Consider the following 19,650-nt stretch of genomic DNA (forward strand, 5'->3'; position numbering starts at 1 on the left):
AAAAGGTTGAGATTGAAGAACGAGCTATGCTGTATTCGTTCCCGCTACTTACTCCGAACGGAGTGCTTCCACTGCATTCACCCGTGCTGCGCGCGCTGCGGGTACGGCCGAGGCGATCACCGCTGCGGCCAGAATGACGAAGGCCGACGCGACAAAGGTCAGCACTCCAGGCAGATGCGCGTCTGCCACGTACCTGCTGACGCCGCGCGCGAAGACAATGCCGAAGACCACGCCCGCGCCCACACCGATCCCGGCAATCGTCAGGCCCTGCAACAGTACATCGTTCAGAATGTTCCGCGGCTGTGCGCCGAGTGCCATCCGAATCCCGAACTCGCGCGTGCGCCCGCTCACAGAAAACGCAAGCACACCAGCTACACCTACCACGGAGATCAGGAGGGCCACCGCGGCGAATCCTCCGAACACAACTGCGTTCAACCGGTCCGGCGTCAGTACCTCCGCACGAATGTCCTTGAGGGTACTTGGCCGCTCCACGGGCTGTTCCGCAGAGATCTCGCGAATTGTGCGCGTAATGGCAGGAGCTAGAGTGTATGGATCCTGCTCCGAGCGCACGAAGAGCCGGCCCTGCCATCCCTCCTGATCGGTTGGCTGGTACACCGTCATGGCCGGCGACGGAATGATGTTCGCATCATCCAGATCGGGCACTACACCAATGATCCGCCGCGGCTCCAGGCTGATGCCGATAAACTTCATCACGCCGTCGGTCCAACGCAGATCGCGGTTCACTGCATCCTGGCCGGGAAATAGCGTCTGTGCGAGGCTCTGGCTCACGATCACGACGCGTTCTGAGCCGTTTTTGTCCGAGTCCCTGAAATCGCGTCCCTCCAGAATCGGCAGGCCGAGGGTTTCGAAGTAGCCAGGCGATACCGACCGGAATTTAGCGCGCCAATCGTCGAGCGCGTTCTTTCGCATCGCTCCCTGAGCTGCAAAGGCGAAGCTGATATCCAGTCCCTGATCGTCGCGCCACGGAACGCTGAAGCCTGTCGACACATGAGCTACTCCAGGCAGAGCGCTTACCTTGCGCTGCACCTCGTGGTAGAAATCCTGGACCTGCTCTGGTGTCCGTCCATACGACATTACGGGCAGATTCACGGCCAGCACGCGCGCGGTGTCGAAGGGTGGCTGCGTCTTCTCGAGCACATACAGGGTTCGCATGAGGACGGCCGCTCCGGTGAGCAACAGGAACGAGGCCGTGATCTGCATGATGGCGAAGATGCGCAGCCGCCTGTTGCTGCTACCTGTCATTCTTGTTCCGCCGATGGTGAGTGCCGAGGCCAACGGCGCGCTGCCCGATGGCAGTCGCGGAATCAGCGCCAGGAACACCGCTGCGGTCAGCGCCAGCGCAACGCCAAACCATACCAGACTGAAGTCAAGCTTCAGCCCCTCAGCCCGCACCGAGAAGCGTGCTGCATAGCGCCCGAGGACTGCCACCATTGGCCACGCGAGAATCAGCGCTGCGATCACACCGCTTCCACACAGGACCAGACTCTCCGCGAGCAGTGAACGCCGCAAAGCTGCGGCATTCGCTCCCAGAGCCGAGCGCACGGCCAGCTCCGACTCGCGGCGAACGGTTCGTGCGAGGACCAGATTGGCCACATTCGAGCATGCGATTACAAACAGCAGCCCCGAGGCGGCAAACAGCACCCACAAGACCGTGTTGGCGCGCGAGTTGATCTGGTCGTGCATCCGCGTCACATCGATCCTGTAGTGGTCGGTTGACTTATAGACCTCCGGATGCGCAGCCAGTATCGCCGCGTGCCGCGTGCTCAGCTCCGATCGTGCGGCCTCGAGAGTGGATCCCGGTGCAAGACGTGCGAAGACCTCCGTCATCCGGTGTTCACGGCCGGCAACCATCGTGGCAGACAGATGGTGTGGGCTGGTCACAACGTTAGAGATAATCTCTGTTGCTACTGGATACGGCACCGACGGTTCCAGAACCCCCACAATCGTCGCCTGACGCGCCCCGGCGATGCTCTCCAGCCGCACCGACTTTCCAATCACGCCTGGATCTGAGTGCAGCGCCGCGTTCCAGAATCGATACGTCAAGACGATTGCGCCCGCCGCATTGGGTCCATCGTCGGAGGACGTCAACAGCCGCCCCAGCACCGGGCGCAGCCCCATCACTTCGAAGTAATGGCCGTCAACCACGCCCGCGGGAATCTCGCGTGGCGTGCCGAGCCCGACGATGGTGAAGTCGATGGAGGAAAATGTCCCCAGATCCGTGATTGTCTTCAGCCCTTTGCCGAAGTCATCAATCTCAGGTACTGAGAACGTTGTGTTCATGACGCCCAGACCGGGAGCGCTCTGTCGCAGGTAGAGCAGGCGATCTTCGTCCCGGTTCGCGAGCGGACGCAGCAACACAGCGCGTATCACGCTAAAGAGGGCGGCGTTGGCGCCGATACCGAGAGCCAGTGTCAGCGCGACGGTAATCCATAGTGCACGAACGCGCCATAGCGATCGCACCGCAATCTTCAAATCATGAAAGAACGACATAGCTGTCCTCCATCGGCCGGTGAGTCTGCCTTCACTGTAACGACGATCGGGGGAAACGGAGTTCGACAAATCGCCAAAAGATTTTAGTTTTCCCATCAGTCAGTGCAGTCATCGCGAACACCTCCTGGGGCTCTTCCATCCTCTTGGCGTTCGCTGTCCCCCCGTCTTGGCCTTGGTACAACTCTGGTAGGCTTGACAATCTACGTTGATATCAACATAGTTGAGTCGATGTCAAGGGAAACCTCAGTTCCGTTTGAAACTACCCTCGGCGTTCGCGACTGTTGCCTCTGTCTTCATGTGCAGCGAGCGGCGCGCGCTTTGGCTCGTCGTTTCGACGATGCACTAAGACCTGTTGGTCTGACCAACGGCCAGTTTTCCCTCCTGATGTCGCTGAACCGCCCTGAACCGCCAGGCATGGCCTCGGTCGCAACTCTCCTCGCCATGGATCGCACCACCCTCACTGCCGCGCTCAAACCGCTCGAGCGGCGCGGACTGGTCACCGTCGCGAAAGATCCCGCTGACCGGCGCGGCCGCCGCCTGAGCCTGACCCCTGAGGGCAGAACTCTGCTGGTTTTCGCCACACCGATCTGGGAGCAGGCCCACCGCGATGTCGAAGCGCTACTCACGGATGTCGATCCTGATCGCCTTAGGAGCAGCCTGCGTGAGCTGTCGTGATCACTATGTGATCTCGTACCTTTGAACGCTTATAGAACAGGGGAGTCGTCGTGGAGCATGGCTTTGCGGACGATTTTAATGGGGGCGAAGCCCTGGCGCATGAAGTCGTCGTGGAAGGTCTGGAGGTTGAAGGCTGCGCCTTGTTTCTTCATCATGTCGGCGCGGAGCTTCATGATTTCGAGCTTGCCTAGCGTGTAGTAGAGATAGGTGGCGTCGGCGGTGCCGCGCTTGGTTTCGACGAGGCCGACGGAGTGAGATTGGTAGCCGTCGGTGACGAAGAATTCGACGGCCTGGTCGAAGGTGAACTGGCCGGTGTGGAGCTTGATGGAGTTGACGAAGCGGGCGTCGCGGAGGAGGGCGTCCTGGATCTGGCCGAGGCGGATGAGCTTGGCTTCGCGCTCGTTCTGGGCTCCGGCGCCGGGTTGGCCGTAGCCCTGGTCAAGCATCATCTGCTCGGTGTAGTGGGCCCAGCCTTCGATGTTGGTGTTGGCTCCGAGCACCTTGCGGATGGTGGAGGGGAACTGCGGGGTCCAAAGGAACTGGACGTAGTGGCCGGGGTAGGCCTCGTGGACGCTAGTGGAGATGATGGTGCCGACGTTGAACTCGGACATGTGTTCGGCGATGTGCTCGGGGGTCCAGGTTTTCTCAGGCAGAGTGACGTTGAAGTAGGCCTTGGTGGAGTGAGTCTCGAAGGGGCCGGGAGGGTCCATGGAGGCAGAGGTGGTGGCGCGCTCGAAGGGTGGAGTCTCTTCGAGGGTGGGTTCGACCTTGGAAGGGATGGTGATGATGTGGTGGGTGTTGATGAAGTCGATGAGGCTGGAGAAGGTGTCGTTGAAGGTGCTGAGGAGCTTGTCGGGTGCGGGGTGGATGGTGGCTAGCTCGGCGAGCACTTGCTGCGGGGTCTTGGTGGGATCGACTTCTTTGGCTACGCGGGCGAACTCGGCTTGATTTTTGTGCAGGTCGGCGTAGGCGATTTCGAGGAGGTGATCGAGGGGGATGTCCACCATCTCGTCGTAGGCGAGTTTTTTGGCGAAGGTGTCGGCGCCGAATTTGTAGTCGCCGTTGGAGCGGGGGAGGAGATCGGATTTGAGCCAGGCCTCGTAGGATTTGAGGGCTTCGATGACGACGGCGTTCGATTTTGCGAAGGCGGCTTTGGTGTCGGCGTCGGTGGCTTCGGTGAAGGCCGAGGGGACGTCGGTCTGGAAGAAGCTGATATCACCGTCGATCTGTTCGAGGGCTATTTCGGTGTAGATGTGGGGTGGGTTCTTTAGATTTTTGCGGGCTTCGAGAAGGGCTTGCGGCATCTGCTTTTCGCGCTCGACCAGGGATTTGAGGCGGGTGTCGGCGGGGGCGTAGGGACGCTCCATGATGACGAAGGCGGAGGCGGTGATGCCGGTGGAGTAGCTGTCGGGATTTTTCTCCCAGGGGCGAATGACTTCGAGGGACAGGAGAGTGCTGCGGATGCTGTTGAGGAGGATGGAGCGGTCGCCGGCTACAGAGGCGTCGAGGGCGGAAGGGTCGATGCCTTCGACCTTCTTCTCGTAGGTGTGGAGGGCGGCGATTTGCTTTTGGATGTTGGCGGCGGAATAGTCCTCGAGCTGAGTGTCGTACTGATGCAGGCCGTTGGCGGTGCCGTTGGTGGGGCTGAAGTGGAAGTAAACGTCCGAGAAGTACTGGTCGGCGAGGTAGTTGAAGGTCTGGACGCCACCGTCGGCGGAGAGGTGCTGTGCGGCGGCGGATGCCAGCATGCAGGGGGCGAGGAGGAGGGTGGCGGGGAGAGAGCGGCTCATTGACATTTGCAATGAGTTTACGGCAGGAGCCGTGATTCGTGGGTGGCTGGGTTAGGTGGTGATGGGGATGACGCCGTACCGCGCCATAACGGTGCTTATTTCGGCGATATCGGGAGGGCCGTCGGGCTGAATGGCGGCGGCTAGCTCGCGAAAGTACTCGGGGCCGACGAGGCCGGGAGTGAGGAGGCACATCATGCGGGCAGTGTCGTTGTGCAGATTGGAGTAGGAGTGCACGGTGCCGCGAGGGATGCCGATCTGCTGGCCGGGGTGGACCTGGATCTGCTTGCCGTTGATGGTCCAGGTGGCGATGCCGTTCATGCCGAGGATGGTTTCGTCGTAGTCGCGATGCAGGTGGGGAACGTTGAGGAAGACGTCGGGAGGGACGATGAGCTCAAAGAGATCGAAGGCGCCGCTGGTTTCGTGCCGGCTTTTGAGAAAGGTGACAGAGATTCTGCCGATTTTTATGGGATGGTGCATGACGCTCTCCCATCGCAGTTAAGACCTACGATGTTAGATAAGACGTCAAACGCCAGGATAAGTTTCTGTGAAAAGATTTGATGTGCAAGGGGCTGGTTACTGCGGTTCGGGGAGAGTGTATTCGAGGGTGTAAGTGTGTTTGCCATCAGCGCGGTCGATGGACATTTTTCCGGAGAGGTTGATGAGCTGGTCGGTGCCGGAGTCAGGGACGATGGTGACGCTGAGCTGAGGAGTGCCGCGCGTCATGGTTCCGGTGTGCTGGAGGACGAAGGTACCGGTGCGACCGTGAAGGGTGCCGGTAACGATCTCAAGGGCGACGTAGCCGGCAGAGCCCTGGACGGCGGTTCCAGCGGCGAGCATGGTGCCTTTGCTGGTGGCTTCGAGGTCGCCGTGGAACTGCTTGTCGAGGAGGAGGCGGCCGAGGGCGTCGCCTCCGGCAGCGGGGTCAGAGGGCTGCGGGAGCGTCTTTACTTCAAAGGCTCCGTTGGCGGTGGTCGGCATATTTGATCCCTTCAAAGATCGCGACTTGACTGTTAGAGGTGTAGTTCTTCGGGTGACATATAATTGGCTGGCTTGCGCAGCCTGCACTCCGATAATTCATTAATTCGTACGCGTTGTACAGGATTTAGATGACAGTTTCGAGGTGATACTCGATGTGCCTTCGTAGGATTATGGTGGTCGTTCTGGCGGCGTTGATGGCTTGCCAGTGGGTCTCAGGTAGCGCAGGTCATGCACAGGCAGTTCCTACGGGAGACCAGTTGAATCAACTGGTGGCGCCGATTGCGCTGTATCCGGATACGCTGCTGGCGCAGATCTGCGCGGCATCGACGGATCCTCAGCAGATTATCGATACGAATAACTGGGTGAAGCAGAATGCGGGGCTTCAGGGGCAGGCGCTGACGAATGCAGCTCAGAGCGCCGGGTTCGATCCGGCGTTTATTTCGCTGGTGACTTTTCCGCAGGTGTTGGACATGATGGCGACGCATATCGATGACTATGCGGCGCTGGGGGCGGCGTTCAAGGCGAACCAGCAGAGCGTGATGTCGGCGATACAGACGTTGCGACAGCAGGCCTATGCTTCGGGTGCGCTGGATAGCAATGAGTATCAGACGGTTTCGGTGCAGCAGGACGGCGGCACGAAGGTTGTGATCGTGCAGCCGGCGAATCCTCAGGTGGTTTATGTTCCGCAGTATCAGCCGCAGCAGGTTTATGTTGCCGCGCCGACTGGTCCGAGCACCGGCGATGTCATCGCGGCATCGTTGTTGAGCTTTGGGGCGGGGATTGCGATTGGGGCGTTGATTAATAACAACCAGCCATATGGTTGGGGTGGATGGGGATGGGGTTGGGGTGGGCGCGGGGTGGTCGTCCATAACAATGTTTGGGTGGTGAACAATCACTACCACAGCCCTTATCCTCCGTATCGTCCGCGGCCTCCGGTTTATGGGCGGCCTGTTTATGCAAGGCCGCCGAATAACTGGAATAATCGGCCTGGATATCGCCCTCCGCCGCCGGGCTATCGGCCGGTTGGGCCGAATAATCCGGGCTATCGTCCGCCACCGAATAATGGTAGTGGTCGTCCGCCGTATCCGGGTAATGGTGGAAGGCCACCCGGGAATGGCAACGGCAATGTAGGGACTCGACCGCCCGGCAATGGAAATGGTGGTGGGACTCGACCTCCGGGTAATGGAAACGGAGGGACTCGACCACCTGGGAATGGGAACGGCGGAGGGACACGTCCTCCCGGAAATGGAGGAGGAACTCCTCCGGGCAATGGTGGTGGAACTCGTCCACCGGGTAATGGCGGCGGAACGCGACCGCCTGGGAACGGAGGAGGTGGCAGGCCGCCAGCTACTACTCGGCCAACAACACCAACGACTCGGCCTGCTCCTACGCCTCGTCCTTCACCTACGCCTCGGCCTGCTACTCGTCCAGCGCCGGGAGGTTCTTTCTCGGGGCATCCGCAAGGAGGAGCGAAGCCGGCGCAACGGCCTCAGCAGCAGACGGGTGCGCGGCCGGGTGGATTTGGCGGCAATAACAATGGCGCAGCGGCACGGCAGGCCAGCAATCGCGGTAAGGCCAGTGCTGGCGGCGGTGGACGTCCGGGAGGCAAACCTCGATGAAACTTTACAGACGTGATTGGGTAGCTCGTTTCATCGTTACGACGCTGCTGAGTTTTGGCGTGGCGTCAGCGTTGGCGCAGGACTCGCCGGTAAAGAGTTTTCCGACGTATCGAGCGGCGGCGGATGCGTTTGTTTCGGCCGTCAAGGCGAATGACAATACTGCGTTGAAGGAGATTCTGGGCGCGCAGGCACAGGATCTGCTCTCGTCCGGTGATGCGGTTGCGGATGAGAATGGCAGAGTCGGCTTCCTGAAGGGGTACGAGAAGGCGCATGCGTTTGTCCACGACTCGGCGGATTCGGTGACGCTGACGATCGGATCGAGCGCGTGGCCGCTGCCGTTTCCTATCGTGAAGGCGGATGGTGCGTGGCACTTCGATGCGTTGAAGGGTGCGCAGGAGCTGGCGTATCGGCGGATCGGGGAGAACGAACTGGCCGCGATCAAGGTGTGTCGGGCATTGCGTGATGCGCAGAAGGTGTATGCCGAGACAGGGCATGACGGGGATCCTCCCGGCGCGTTTGCGCAGAGGATTGTGAGCTCGCCGGGTAAACAGAACGGCCTCTACTGGGAGACGAAGGAAGGTGAGGAAGACAGTCCGGCAGGGGTTCTGATCGCAGGGGCGACCAGTGAAGGATATGACATCCAGCAGGGTGGGAAGCGGACTCCGTTTTATGGCTATTACTATCGCGTACTGAAGGCGCAGGGGGCGCATGCGATCGGCGGCGCGAAGGATTACATCAGGGACGGGAAGATGACGGGTGGATTCGCGATTGTTGCGTGGCCAGCGGAGTATGGACGAAGTGGCAGCGGCGTGATGACGTTTGTGATTGGACGAGGTGGGATGGTGTATCAGAAGGATCTGGGGCAGGATACGGAGGCGGCTGTGAAGGCTATGACCGCGTATGACCCAGATAGCTCGTGGAAGATCGCTCGTTGACTCTTAGGTCGATGGAGTGGTGGCGAGGGAGTCGAGGAGGGCGCGGGTCTCCGAGAGAACGTCTTCGGCTTTGGCGGAAGGGACGGGCCAGCGGAGTGTGCCTTGAGGTGTGAACTGTGCGCCGCGCTTGGCGTTGCGGCTGACTAGCTTCATCAACATGCCGGGGTTGATGGATGATTGCGCCAGCGTGGCTTGGTCGGCGTTGACTGCGGCAAATTTGACGTGAAGCATTTCGACGAAGGTCTTGATGGGAGCCTTCTTGTTGCCGTTTGGATTGGGGAGTTCGACCTGGGTGCGTTTGCGGTCGAGTTGGGAGATGCCTAGCTGCTCGCATTGGAGGCGGATCTCGCCTGCGGCGAGAAGGTTCAGTACAGTTTCGGGTGGGGTGCCGTAGCGGTCTTGCAGTTCGGCGCGGACGTCGCTGAGGTCGGCCTGGGTTTGGGCTCCGGCGATGCGCTTGTACATGCGGAGGCGCTGGTTTTCTTCGGGGATGTAGTCCGAGTCGATGCGGACGGAGATGCCGAGGTTGATGACGGTGTTGGCGTGGGCGGGTTTTTCTTCCTCACCCTTCATCTTGCGGACGGCCTCTTCGAGCATGGTGGTGTACATCTCAAAGCCGATGGCTTCGATGTGGCCGGATTGTTCGCCGCCGAGCATGTTGCCTGCGCCGCGTAGTTCGAGGTCGAGGGCGGCGATCTTGAAGCCTGCACCGAGATCGGAGAACTCTTTGAGTGCGGCGAGGCGGCGACGGGCGATCTCGGTGAGTTGGGTCTCGGGTGGGATTAGTAAGTACGAATAGGCGCGGCGGTTGCTGCGGCCTACGCGGCCACGGAGTTGGTAGAGCTCGCTGAGGCCGTGGCGATCGGCGCGATTGATGATGATGGTGTTGGCGAGAGGGATGTCGAGGCCGTTTTCGATGATGCTGGTCGCGACGAGGACGTCGTACTCGTGGTTCATGAAGGCGAGCATGACGCGCTCGAGTTCGGCTTCGGGGAGTTGGCCGTGGCCGATGACTATGCGTGCCTGTGGGACTAATTCGCGAATCTTTGACGCGAGTTCGTAGATGGTTTCGACGCGGTTATGGACGAAGTAAATCTGGCCGCCGCGCTCCAGCTCCATCTCGACTGCGGTGCGGATGAGCTTTTCGTCGAACTTGGCGACGATGGTCTGGATGGCCATGCGGTCTTTGGGTGGGGTTTCGATGACGGACATATCACGTAACCCAATGAGTGACATATGCAACGTGCGCGGGATGGGCGTTGCGGACATGGAGAGCACGTCGATGGCGGCGCGCATCTGCTTGAGACGCTCTTTGTGGCGGACGCCGAAGCGTTGCTCTTCGTCGACGATGAGGAGGCCGAGGTCCTGGAACTTTAAGTCTTTGGAGAGAACGGCGTGAGTGCCTATGAGGATGTCGATCTTTCCGGCTTCGGCTTTTTCGAGGATCATCTTCTTCTCTTTTGGGGTGCGGAAGCGGGAGATCATCTCGATGTTGACGGGGAAGTTGGCGAAGCGTCTTTTGAAGGACTCGAAGTGCTGGAAGCTGAGGACTGTTGTTGGTGTTAAGACCGCTACTTGTTTGCTGTCTTGTACGGCTTTGAAGGCGGCGCGCATGGCGACTTCGGTTTTGCCGTAGCCGACGTCGCCGCAGAGGAGGCGGTCCATGGGCTGGGTGGACTCCATGTCGCGCTTGATATCCGCGATGGCGGTGAGCTGGTCGTCGGTCTCGTTGAAGTCGAAGGCGTCTTCGAACTCGTGCTGCATGTTGGTGTCGGGTGAGAAGGGCGTGCCGACGGCGGCTTTGCGCTGAGCGTAGAGCTTGAGCAACTCGCCGGTCATGTCGGCCATCGCTTTTTTTACGCGGGCCTTGGTCTTTTGCCAGGCCTGGGTGCCGAGTTTGTTTAATTCGGGCGGTGGGCCGGTTTCGCTTGAGCGGTATTTCTGGATGAGGTCGAGGCGCGTGAGCGGGACGTAGAGTTTTGCTTCGTCGGCGAACTCGAGGATCATGAGTTCGAGTGGTGGCTGGTCGTTCTCTTCAATGACGCGGAGGCCGCAGTACTGTGCGATGCCGTGTTCGACGTGAACGACGTAGTCTCCTACGGCGAGGTCGCGAAAGTCTGAGATGAAGGCGGCGGCTTTGGATTTGCCGCGACGCACGGGGCGGGCGGTGACGTCGGCGTCGTCGATTAAATCCTGCGCGCCAAAGATGACGATCTGGCGGGCGGTGGTTCGGTCGAGGTCGAGGACCTGAACGCCGGTGGCGATGGGGGTTTTGACGATGACGGGCGTGCGGAGGTCGATGGTGTTTCCGCCGAGATAGCTGGACTCGGTGTAGACGGTGGAGCTGCCGGGGGCTTCGTTGCGGGAGCCGAGGCGATAGGGGACCTGATACTCCTGCAAGAGGCCGGCGAGGCGCTCGACTTCGCCTTGATTTGGCGCGGTGAGGAGGATTCGGGCCTCTTGCTTCATGAGCGCGTTGATGGCGTCGATGAGGGCGGGGATGGCGCCGTGAAAGCGCTGCGTGGGGCGAGTGGCGAAGTCGACTTCGGAGAGGTCGCTGCGGTCGGCGTCGAGGACATCGACTGCGCCGAGTTGGTCGAGTTCGATGCCGGAGAATTTGTGGAGGCGGTCGTCGAGGTCCCAGGGGGAGAGGTAGATGTCCTCGGGTCGGACGAGGTTGCCGATGCCGGAGCGCTCGTGGCGCTGCTCGATCTTGTTCCACCAGCGTTCGCCCTGGTTTTTGACCATCGCGGGCTCTTCGATGAAGACGCGTGGTGCAATCGGGCTTGATGCGCTTAGGAGGTCGAGGAGGGTTAGGTTTGCGCCTGCGACGGGAGCGAAGAACTCCCAGCCCGGGAAGATGGTGGCTTCGCCGGTGCGGGTGCTGACGTGGGTTAGGAGCTCGGTGGGCTCTTCGCCGCCTTCGATTGTTGCACCGGCTGTGCCTGCGCGGGTGAGGCGGGCGTTGATGGCGGTGAGGAGTTTTTCGGTGACGGGAGTTTCGGTGAGCGGGAGGAGAAGAGCGCTGTCGAGCGTGGAGGCTGAGCGTTGGGTTTCAGGGTCGAAGCGGCGGATGGATTCGATCTCGTCGCCGAAGAAGTCGATGCGGACGGGACGGTCCATCTCGGGGGAGTAGACGTCGAGGATGCCGCCGCGGAGGGTGACCTGGCCGGGCATTTCGACTACGTCTACTTTGGTGTAGCCGACCGAGAGGAGATGCTCGACCAGCATGTCGGGCATGTACTCTTCGCCGATTTTGAGGTGGAGGGTGAGGGCGCGGTAGTAGTCGCGGGGGAAGAGCTTCATGCAGGCGGCTTCAACGGGTGCGATGACGAGTTTGGCCTGACCGGTAGCGATCTTCCAGAGGGTGGCGGCGCGGGTCTCTTGAATTTCAGGGTGGGGGGAGAGGTTTTCGAAGGGGAGGACGTCGTGGGCGGGGAGTCGCAGGACGGACTCGGCTGGGAGGGCTCCGGTGAGCTCGCAGGCGGCGAGGACCGCGGCCTGGAGGGCTTCGGCGGCTTTGTTGTCGGCAACGATGATGACGGAGGGGGCAGACGCGGCACGGACGAAGAAGGGGAGATAGAGGGCGCGGGCGGTGAAGGTCAGACCAGAGACACGTCTGCGCCCCGTGCCTCCGCTCAGGTGGCGGCGTACACGCTCGAATGCCTCAGAATGCTCCAAGTCTGCGAGGAGCTCGCGGACGAAGGGAAGAACCATGCTGAGAATGATTTTAGTTGATGTCAGGTTTTCAGCATCTCAACAGTTGGAGTAATATCCTGCTCTCGTGGGAATGGTGCCACTGGGCGTTCGCTAGCTGCAGGATCGAGATGACTTATAGAGAAGTTCCGGAGGTTAACGATGGTGAACAAACGGATTTCCTTTGCGCTTTTGGCGGTGGTGCTTCCACTGATGTCGGGATGCAACCGGCATAGCAAGAGCGAACAGTATTATCTGATCGCTACGAACACCGCAGTGCCCTACTGGAAGGCTGGTGCGGCTGGATTTGAGGCGGCGGGCACTGAGTATGGCGTTTCGGTCGATACGCGCGGTCCGGCAGGGTTGAACCCGCAGGCCGAGGTGGATGAGTTCAAGGCGATGGTGGCGAGAAAGCCGGCGGGAATTCTTGTGTCGGTTGCGAACTCGCAGTTGATGACACCTGAGATTGATGCCGCAATTGCGGCGGGCATTCCGGTGATTACGATCGACTCGGATGCGCCGGAGAGCAAGCGGCTTTACTTTATCGGGACCAATAACCTGGAGGCTGGGCGACTCGGCGGAAGGCGTGTAGCGGCGCAGCTGAATGGTAAGGGGAACGTTGTGTTTTTCAGTAATCCAGGGCAGCCGAATCTGGATGAACGGCTGAAAGGCTATGAGGATATCTTTGCCGCTTTCCCGGGGATCAAGGTGGTCGAGGTGTTCGATATCAAGGCTGATCCGGGAACGGCGATGGACCAGGCGGGTGTGTACCTTGCGCGGACGGGCCCGGCCAAAATTGATGCGTTCGTCTGTTTGGATTCGCGGTCGGGTGTGAATGTTGCGGAGGCCTTCAAGAGAAGGAATGCTACAGACCGCTTGCTGGTTGCGATGGATGTGGACTCCGACACGCTGAAGCTTGTGGGGGATGGAACGATCGATTCGACGATCTCTCAGAAGCCGTACACGATGGCGTTTCTAGGGCTGAAGGCGCTCGACGAGATTCATCACTATCCGATAAAGCCGCTTGATGCAGACTTCGCGCTGGACCCCTATTCACCGTTCCCGGCCTTCGTGAATACGGGAGTTGCGCTGGTGGATAAGACAAATCTCGATGCTGTTTTGAAGAAACAGGCCGCGGCGAATAAGTAGGTCTGTTACTCGATAGGTTCCCGAGGAATTCTCCTGCACAGGTGTGCGTTATTCCGCGCATTTGCAGGTTTACGTTTTGATCGCTTGAGTTGTGTTGCTCTACTTCGAATGACTTTTGGTTATTCATCCGGTGCGGCGTTGGGCCAAAGTTTACTCTTCTCAGCAGGTTGGAGTAGTATCTGGCACCCAAAGAAGAAGTTGTGCTTCGGCCCGCTTTTTGACCTGTTTATTGGCCCGCATAGAAAGTTTTTTGCCGGAGGATGAGCATGAGTCTTTTGAAGAGGCAGTTCCTTTTTGCGTTTTTAACAGCGACACTGCTTCCAGTGTTTATCGGATGTAGTCGGCATACTAAGGATGAGCACTACTACCTGATTGCAACGAACATCAACCTGCCATATTGGAAGTCTGCGAATGCGGGCTTTGAGAAGGCTGCTGCAGCGTACGGGGTTTCGTCTGAGATGCGTGGCACGACCACGTTCGACCCGCAGGGTGAGGTGGCTGAGTTTCGTACTGTTGTTGCGCGAAAGCCAGCGGGAATATTGGTTTCGGTAGCGAGCGCGCAGTTAATGACCCCGGAGATCAACGCTGCGATCGGCGCGGGGATACCAGTGATTACGTTGGACTCGGATGCGCCACAGAGTTCGCGGATGTACTTCATTGGGACTAACAATCTGCAGGCTGGACGGTTGGGCGGGCAGCGGGTGGCGGCAAAGCTGAATGGTAAGGGGAATGTGGTCTTCTTTTCGATTCCGGGGCAGCCTAACATTGATGAACGGCTGAAGGGTTATAGAGACGCCTTTGAGAAGTTTCCGGGGATCAAGGTGATTGATGTCTTCGATATGAAGGGAGACTCGGGTCTTGCGATGGACCAGACGAAAGACTATCTATCGCGAACGGGCGCGAACAGGATTGATGCGGTTATTTGTCTGGAGGCGGCGTCCGGGCGGGATGTGGCCGAGGAGTTTCGCCGGTCTGGTGTGAAGGATCGGCTGCTGGTTGCGATGGATGTCGATCAGCCCGTGCTGCAGGGTATTAGGGATGGGACGATCGATTCAACGATTTCGCAAAAACCTTTCACGATGGCGCTGGTGGGATTGAAGGCGCTGGATGATATTCATCACTATCCGGTGAAGCCGCTGGTGCAGGACTATGCGCTGGATTCTTATGCGCCGGTTCCTGCGTTTATCGATACGGGTGTTGCGTTGATTGATAAAAACAATGTCGATACGCTGTTGAACCTGGGCGAAGATAAAGCGCCTCAGTAACGTGTATGTCTTTTTTTGAGTGATGCGGCGCGTTTTTTTTGCGCGTGGTGGAGTGTGGTTTTTGCAGGGGGTTTTGCAGAAAACTGGTGTCCTGGGGTGGTTTTTTGCGTGGTGAAGCGTGGTTGATTGTGGTGAGTTGTGTGGCTGGACGTGGCATAAAATCGGCTGCGAAAAATACGCCAACTTTTTGCTAATTATTTTCTGACTTTTCCCAGATTGGGAAATTTTCTGATGGTGTAGAGATTGCTAACGCAGATTCGCTTCGGGGATGACAACAAAAGCGAAAACAAACTCTACACCATTAGGGATTAGCTACTGGTTCGAACCTCATTACAACTAATGACAGCAAAAAGCGAAGACACACTCTACGCCAACTGTGGCGTTGGCTGATTTCTGGCTACAGGGTTACTACGATCTTGCCGATCTGAGCGTTGGACTCCATGTAGCGATGGGCGTTAACGATGTCGGAGAAGGCAAAGGTCCTGTCGATGAGTGGCTTGAAGTTGCCTGCGACGATGTGGTCGAAGATGTACTTCTTGGCTTTGGGAAATTCGACTGGGTCGGCTGCAACCTCAAAGAGGGTATAGGCCCTGATGGTGAGGAATTTACTGAGCGCGGTGAAGAGTGGGTAGGGAGTCGGCTCCGGAGCGAGGGCACCATACTCGAAGATGATTCCGTTCTTGGAGGCGGCTGCCGCGAGTGATTCGACGATCTTGCCGCCGATGGGATCGAATACGATTCGTGCACCTTTCCCGTCGGTGATTGCTTTGACGCGGACGACGAGGTCTTCTTCATCGGAGACGATGACGTAGTCGGCACCAAGTTTGAGCAGCTCTGCTTTTTTCGCGGCGGTACGGGTGACGGCGATGCTGGTGGCTCCCTCTGCCTTCGCGATTTCAATTGCAGCGATGCCTACACTGCTGCTGGCTGCTGTGATGAGAACGAAGTCTTCTTTTTTGAGATGGCCCAGCATGATGAGACCGCCGTATGCCGTGAGGTACTGCATCCAGATGGAGGTGCCTTCTTCGTAGGAGAGCTTGGCAGGGTATTCGGCGAGTGCTGCGGCGGGAACGATGGCGACTTCGCCATAGACGCCGTGTGCGTTGAGGCTGAAGAGGCCGGGGACGGTGCTTGCAGTCTTGCCGATCCATGCAGGGTCGACGCCGGGGCCGACGGCTTCGATGATGCCGGAGGCCTCGTAGCCGTTCTTCGCTGGGAGGATGGGAGTTTCGAGGTATTGGCCGTTGCGGAACATGACTTCGGCGCGGTTGAGGCCAAGAGCTTTGACGCGGAGACGAACTTCTCCGTGGCTCGGTTCGGGGAGAGGAAGCTCGTCGAACTGAAGGACTTCGGGGCCGCCTGTTTTGTGGAAGCGAACGAACTTTACGGTATTGGACATGCAGGCTCCTGGGATTTGCTAATTGCTTCCCATTGGACGACCGCGGAGGACGGAAGATGCAGGATGTGGCTGAGTGAGACTGATGCCGCCCGATTATTGACAAGAAAATTACAGACTGCCTGCGGTGTTCGTTGATTTGACGGGAGCACTACGCTTTGGCTGATTCTTCTGCTTTCACTTCTTCTTTTATGTGAGGGGCGATGGCTTCGGCGTCGGCGTCGCCACCGTAGATGACCTGGCCGTATTCGAGGAGGGTGACCATGCCTACGCCGCCGCAGATGTTGCCGGCTACGGCAGGGAGAAGCCAGATGGGATAGGTGGACCATGCGGCTTTGCCGATGAGGATGGCGGTGAGGATCTCGCCGCTGGTGGCGATGCAGTGGGCGAAGTTGCCGAGGCCGACGACGAAGGTCAGCATCCAGATGATCATGACGGAGCCGGTGATGGAGTGCGAGCCGGAGACGAGCCACGCTACGGTTGCGATGATCCAGCCGCCCATGACGCCGCTCCAGAAGATGGTGGCGGGCGGGTTGTGAATAGCTTCTAGGCCGAGGCCTGCGAGGGATTGCACGATCTCCGGCTTGAGCGCGGTGGTGAGGGCGGCGATGACGGCGAAGGCGAGGGCTCCGAGGACGTTGGCGGGGAGGACCGTGGCCCAGAGGCGAAGGGTCTTCCAGAAGTGTTTTTTTTCTGCGAGTACGAGGGCTACGGGGTAGAGGGTGTTTTCGGTGAAGAGCTGGGAGCGGCCAAGGATGACCACGATGAAGCCGAGAGGGTAGAACATCTTGCCGATGAAGAAGATTTTGGCGGTGGGTGCGGTGCCGGGGGTGGTGAGGAGGGCGATGGCGATGGCGTTGCCGAGGGCGGAGAGGCCCATGAAGATTCCTCCGGCGAGGCCGGAGATGGCGAGAGAGATGCTGGATCGGCCAAGCTCTTGACGGGCGTTGTTGGCGACTTGTTCGTAGATGTCCTGGGCGCTGGGGCGCTCGAGATTCTTTTGCGCGTCCTGGGCGGCGGCGGCTGCGGGCTGGACTGGGTAGCGGCGGAGTCGAAAGGGCATGGGCATGAGATGCAGAAACGATGGTTGGGGAAGATTGTGTCCTGCCGGACGGGCCCACTACGCGTGGGGCGGTCACTTCGTGACTTGTGTACCGGTCAGGGCTGGTCACTTGCATAGGGCCTCCCGTTGGTCGGCGTAATCTCCCTCCTCGCATCGCGAGGACCACGCGAAGCAATCGTGAGTCACGAAGTGACCGCCCCACGCGCAGTGGGCCCGTCCGACAGGACATGCGCATCTTTATAATTCTGCCTATGCCGTCTGCTCTGACACCCGATCAAGAGATACAGGAGCTGCGCGATCAGCTTCGACACCATGAATATCTGTACTACGTCGACGATGCGCCGGAGCTGACCGATGCGCAGTACGACGCGCTGATGAACCGGCTGAAGAAGCTGGAGGAGAAGCATCCAGAGTTGGTGACGACGGACTCTCCTTCGCAGCGTGTAGGCGGCAAACCGAAGGATGGGTTCGCGAAGATGCCACACTCGCGGCCTATGCTGTCGCTGGACAATGCGTACAACGAAGAAGAGCTGAGGGCGTGGGACCAGAGAGTGCGGGAGGCGCTGCCGAGTTCGGAGGCGGTGCGGTATGTGTGCGAGCTGAAGCTGGATGGGCTGTCGCTGGCGCTGCACTATGTGCCGGGAGCGCACGGTTCGTCACATCTTGAGCGTGGGTTGACGCGCGGGGATGGATCGATCGGCGAGGATGTGACGAGTAATGTGCGGACAATTCGGTCGGTGCCGCTGAGTGTTTCGGCTGCGAAGCTGAAGGCGGTGGGGCTGCCGCAGAGCTTTGAGGTGAGGGGCGAGGTGGTGCTTCCGCAGGCTGCGTTTGTGAAGATGAATGAAGAGCGCGAGGCTGCGGGGATGGCGGCGGCGGCGAATCCGAGGAATGCAGCGGCAGGGACGATTCGTACGCTTGAGCCGAACATCGTGGCGCAGAGGCGGTTGGATTTTTATGCGTATTTTTTGTTGAAGGATGGGGAGTTCTTGCTGCCGCAGCAGTCGACTACGCTGGAGGCGTTGAGGACTTCAGGCTTTCGGGTGAACAAGTATGCGAAGGCGTTGAAGAGTATCGATGAGGTGGTGAAGTTTATTGCGGATGCGGAGCCGCTGCGCGATTCGCTGGGGTATGAGATCGATGGGGTTGTGATCAAGGTTGATGCTACGGCGCAGCAGAAGCGGCTGGGGTTTACCGGGAAGGCTCCGCGGTGGGCGATTGCGTATAAGTTTGCGGCAAGGGCGGGGATTACGAAGCTTGAGGGTGTGTTGTTTCAGGTGGGGCGCACGGGGAAGGTGACTCCGGTGGCGGCGTTGACTCCAGTTTTGATTGGGGGAACGACGGTGTCGCGGGCGACGTTGCACAATGCGGATGAGATTGCGCGGCTGGGTGTTCGCATTGGGGATTTTGTGTCGGTGGAACGTGGTGGGGATGTGATTCCGAAGATCGTTGAGGTGGTGGAGGATAAGACTCATCTGCGTGGGACGAAGGAGATTGTGTTTCCGGAGAACTGCCCGGTTTGTTCCAGCGAGCTGCAGAAGATCGAGGGGGAGGTGGATTGGCGGTGCGTGAATAACTCTTGTCCGGCGCGGGTGCGTGAGGAGTTGCTGCACTGGTCGGCGAGGGGAGTGATGAATATTGAAGGGTTGGGCGATGCGATGGTGGCGCAGTTGCTCGGTCAGAGCGCGGAGCTGGGAGGCGATGCGGAGGTTGTGACGGAGGAGGGTGCTCCGGTTGTGACGCGTAAGGCGCTGATTCGAACGATTGGAGATCTGTATCGGCTGAAGCGGGACGATCTGTTGAGTTTGGAGAGGGTGGGCGAGAAGACGGCGGATGCTTTGTTGGCGGAGATAGAGCGCTCGAAGAGGGCGGGTCTGGCGCGGGTGCTGCTGGGGCTAGGGATTCGCTTTGTGGGTGAGCGGACTGCGCAGTTGCTGGCGGCACACTTCGGCTCGATGGATGAGCTGATGAGTGCGACGGCAGAGCAGTTGGAGGCCGTGAACGAGGTAGGGCCGAAGGTCTCGCAGGCGATCGTGGAGTTTTTTGCAGTGGAGAAGAACGTTGAGCTGGTGAAGGATCTTGCTTCGCAGGGGTTGGAGATGACGGCGGAGAAGCGGGTGACGACTTCGACGCTGGAGGGGCTTACGTTTGTGCTGACAGGGACGCTGCCAAACCTTACGCGGGAGTTGGCTAAGGAGAAGATTGAGTCGGCGGGGGGGCGGGTTTCGGGGAGTGTGAGTAAGAAGACGAACTATCTTGTGGCGGGGGAAGAGGCGGGATCGAAGCTGGATAAGGCGACTTCGCTGGGGGTGGCGGTGCTTGATGAAGCGGGGTTGCTGGAACTGCTGGGGTAGATTGCTGGAGTCGCGCGCTGTGTTTGGCTTGAGTAGTCTTCGGGCTATGTTCGCTTTCGAGCAGCAGGATGGTAAGGCATATCCCAGGGGCTAAAGCCCCGTTGTCGAGTTGGTGAGGCCTAAGGCTAACGCCTTGGGTTACCTAGATACCGAGTCTTGGGTGCCTGGCTGCTGAGGCTTGAGTTGCCTGGATACCGAGTTTTGGGTGCTTCGGTTTAA

At 59.3% G+C, this 19,650-nt stretch carries 13 protein-coding genes; 6 read left to right on the forward strand and 7 right to left on the reverse strand.

The features are described 5' to 3' along the window. Window positions 1-48: 48 nt before the first annotated feature. A complete protein-coding gene (locus RBB82_RS12470) occupies window positions 49-2,511 on the reverse strand; it encodes an ADOP family duplicated permease (protein WP_433970826.1) in 2,463 nt (820 codons plus the stop codon). Window positions 2,512-2,739: 228 nt separating this feature from the next. On the opposite strand from RBB82_RS12470, the gene RBB82_RS12475 reads away from it, so the two are divergent. Further along, the gene (locus RBB82_RS12475) at window positions 2,740-3,186 is read left to right on the forward strand and encodes a MarR family winged helix-turn-helix transcriptional regulator (protein WP_433970828.1); all 447 of its coding nucleotides are present in this window, start codon (window positions 2,740-2,742) and stop codon (window positions 3,184-3,186) included. A gap of 29 nt (window positions 3,187-3,215) precedes the next feature. Here RBB82_RS12475 and RBB82_RS12480 read toward each other — a convergent pair whose 3' ends face one another. The 3 genes from RBB82_RS12480 to RBB82_RS12490 all read right to left on the reverse strand — a co-directional run bounded on the left by RBB82_RS12480 (window position 3,216) and on the right by RBB82_RS12490 (window position 5,954). Then, the gene (locus RBB82_RS12480) at window positions 3,216-4,976 is read right to left on the reverse strand and encodes a DUF885 domain-containing protein (protein WP_433970830.1); all 1,761 of its coding nucleotides are present in this window, start codon (window positions 4,974-4,976) and stop codon (window positions 3,216-3,218) included. 51 nt (window positions 4,977-5,027) lie between these two features. Further along, window positions 5,028-5,453 (reverse strand): cupin domain-containing protein, encoded by a 426-nt coding sequence (locus RBB82_RS12485; protein WP_433970832.1) that lies wholly within the window; start codon window positions 5,451-5,453, stop codon window positions 5,028-5,030. Window positions 5,454-5,549: 96 nt separating this feature from the next. Then, window positions 5,550-5,954: a DUF3224 domain-containing protein gene (locus RBB82_RS12490; RefSeq protein WP_433970833.1), complete on the reverse strand. Its 405-nt coding sequence runs from the start codon at window positions 5,952-5,954 to the stop codon at window positions 5,550-5,552. A gap of 152 nt (window positions 5,955-6,106) precedes the next feature. On the opposite strand from RBB82_RS12490, the gene RBB82_RS12495 reads away from it, so the two are divergent. Next, a complete protein-coding gene (locus RBB82_RS12495) occupies window positions 6,107-7,573 on the forward strand; it encodes a DUF3300 domain-containing protein (protein WP_433970835.1) in 1,467 nt (488 codons plus the stop codon). Beyond that, a complete protein-coding gene (locus tag RBB82_RS12500; protein ID WP_433970837.1) occupies window positions 7,570-8,508 on the forward strand; it encodes a DUF2950 domain-containing protein in 939 nt (312 codons plus the stop codon). Before RBB82_RS12495 ends, RBB82_RS12500 begins: the two co-directional genes overlap by 4 nt. Window positions 8,509-8,511: 3 nt before the next feature. Here the strand turns inward: RBB82_RS12500 and mfd are convergent, their stop codons facing one another. Next, window positions 8,512-12,225, reverse strand: coding sequence for a transcription-repair coupling factor (gene mfd, locus RBB82_RS12505; RefSeq protein WP_433970838.1), 3,714 nt, complete (start codon window positions 12,223-12,225; stop codon window positions 8,512-8,514). Window positions 12,226-12,366: 141 nt separating this feature from the next. Here mfd and RBB82_RS12510 point away from each other — a divergent pair, with 141 nt between their 5' ends. Continuing rightward, window positions 12,367-13,353 carry a substrate-binding domain-containing protein gene (locus tag RBB82_RS12510; RefSeq protein ID WP_433970840.1) on the forward strand — a complete coding sequence of 329 codons (987 nt, stop codon included), beginning with the start codon at window positions 12,367-12,369 and terminating at the stop codon, window positions 13,351-13,353. Between the two features lie 266 nt (window positions 13,354-13,619). Next, on the forward strand, window positions 13,620-14,618 hold the full coding sequence (locus tag RBB82_RS12515; RefSeq protein ID WP_433970841.1) for a substrate-binding domain-containing protein: 999 nt from the start codon (window positions 13,620-13,622) through the stop codon (window positions 14,616-14,618). A 397-nt stretch (window positions 14,619-15,015) separates the two neighbouring features. Here RBB82_RS12515 and RBB82_RS12520 read toward each other — a convergent pair whose 3' ends face one another. Further along, entirely contained in the window at window positions 15,016-16,017 is a 1,002-nt protein-coding gene (locus RBB82_RS12520; protein WP_433970843.1) for a zinc-dependent alcohol dehydrogenase family protein, read from the reverse strand. Window positions 16,018-16,165: 148 nt separating this feature from the next. Then, a complete protein-coding gene (locus RBB82_RS12525) occupies window positions 16,166-17,077 on the reverse strand; it encodes a formate/nitrite transporter family protein (RefSeq protein WP_433970844.1) in 912 nt (303 codons plus the stop codon). 227 nt (window positions 17,078-17,304) lie between these two features. Between RBB82_RS12525 and ligA the strand changes: the two genes are divergently transcribed. Next, entirely contained in the window at window positions 17,305-19,431 is a 2,127-nt protein-coding gene (gene ligA / locus RBB82_RS12530; protein ID WP_433970846.1) for an NAD-dependent DNA ligase LigA, read from the forward strand. Window positions 19,432-19,650: the final 219 nt, after the last annotated feature.

The organism is Tunturiibacter lichenicola, from assembly GCF_051013355.1.
Taxonomy (GTDB): Bacteria; Acidobacteriota; Terriglobia; order Terriglobales; family Acidobacteriaceae; genus Edaphobacter; species Edaphobacter lichenicola_F.

Coding starts and splice junctions, on each gene's coding strand:
- RBB82_RS12485 (WP_433970832.1), bottom strand. CDS start 5,453: ATGCACCATCCCATAAAAATCGGCAGAATCTCTGTCACCTTTCTCAAA.
- RBB82_RS12470 (WP_433970826.1), bottom strand. CDS start 2,511: ATGTCGTTCTTTCATGATTTGAAGATTGCGGTGCGATCGCTATGGCGC.
- mfd (WP_433970838.1), bottom strand. CDS start 12,225: ATGGTTCTTCCCTTCGTCCGCGAGCTCCTCGCAGACTTGGAGCATTCT.
- RBB82_RS12475 (WP_433970828.1), top strand. CDS start 2,740: ATGTCAAGGGAAACCTCAGTTCCGTTTGAAACTACCCTCGGCGTTCGC.
- RBB82_RS12515 (WP_433970841.1), top strand. CDS start 13,620: ATGAGTCTTTTGAAGAGGCAGTTCCTTTTTGCGTTTTTAACAGCGACA.
- RBB82_RS12510 (WP_433970840.1), top strand. CDS start 12,367: ATGGTGAACAAACGGATTTCCTTTGCGCTTTTGGCGGTGGTGCTTCCA.
- RBB82_RS12500 (WP_433970837.1), top strand. CDS start 7,570: ATGAAACTTTACAGACGTGATTGGGTAGCTCGTTTCATCGTTACGACG.
- RBB82_RS12495 (WP_433970835.1), top strand. CDS start 6,107: ATGTGCCTTCGTAGGATTATGGTGGTCGTTCTGGCGGCGTTGATGGCT.
- ligA (WP_433970846.1), top strand. CDS start 17,305: ATGCGCATCTTTATAATTCTGCCTATGCCGTCTGCTCTGACACCCGAT.
- RBB82_RS12490 (WP_433970833.1), bottom strand. CDS start 5,954: ATGCCGACCACCGCCAACGGAGCCTTTGAAGTAAAGACGCTCCCGCAG.
- RBB82_RS12525 (WP_433970844.1), bottom strand. CDS start 17,077: ATGCCCTTTCGACTCCGCCGCTACCCAGTCCAGCCCGCAGCCGCCGCC.
- RBB82_RS12480 (WP_433970830.1), bottom strand. CDS start 4,976: ATGAGCCGCTCTCTCCCCGCCACCCTCCTCCTCGCCCCCTGCATGCTG.
- RBB82_RS12520 (WP_433970843.1), bottom strand. CDS start 16,017: ATGTCCAATACCGTAAAGTTCGTTCGCTTCCACAAAACAGGCGGCCCC.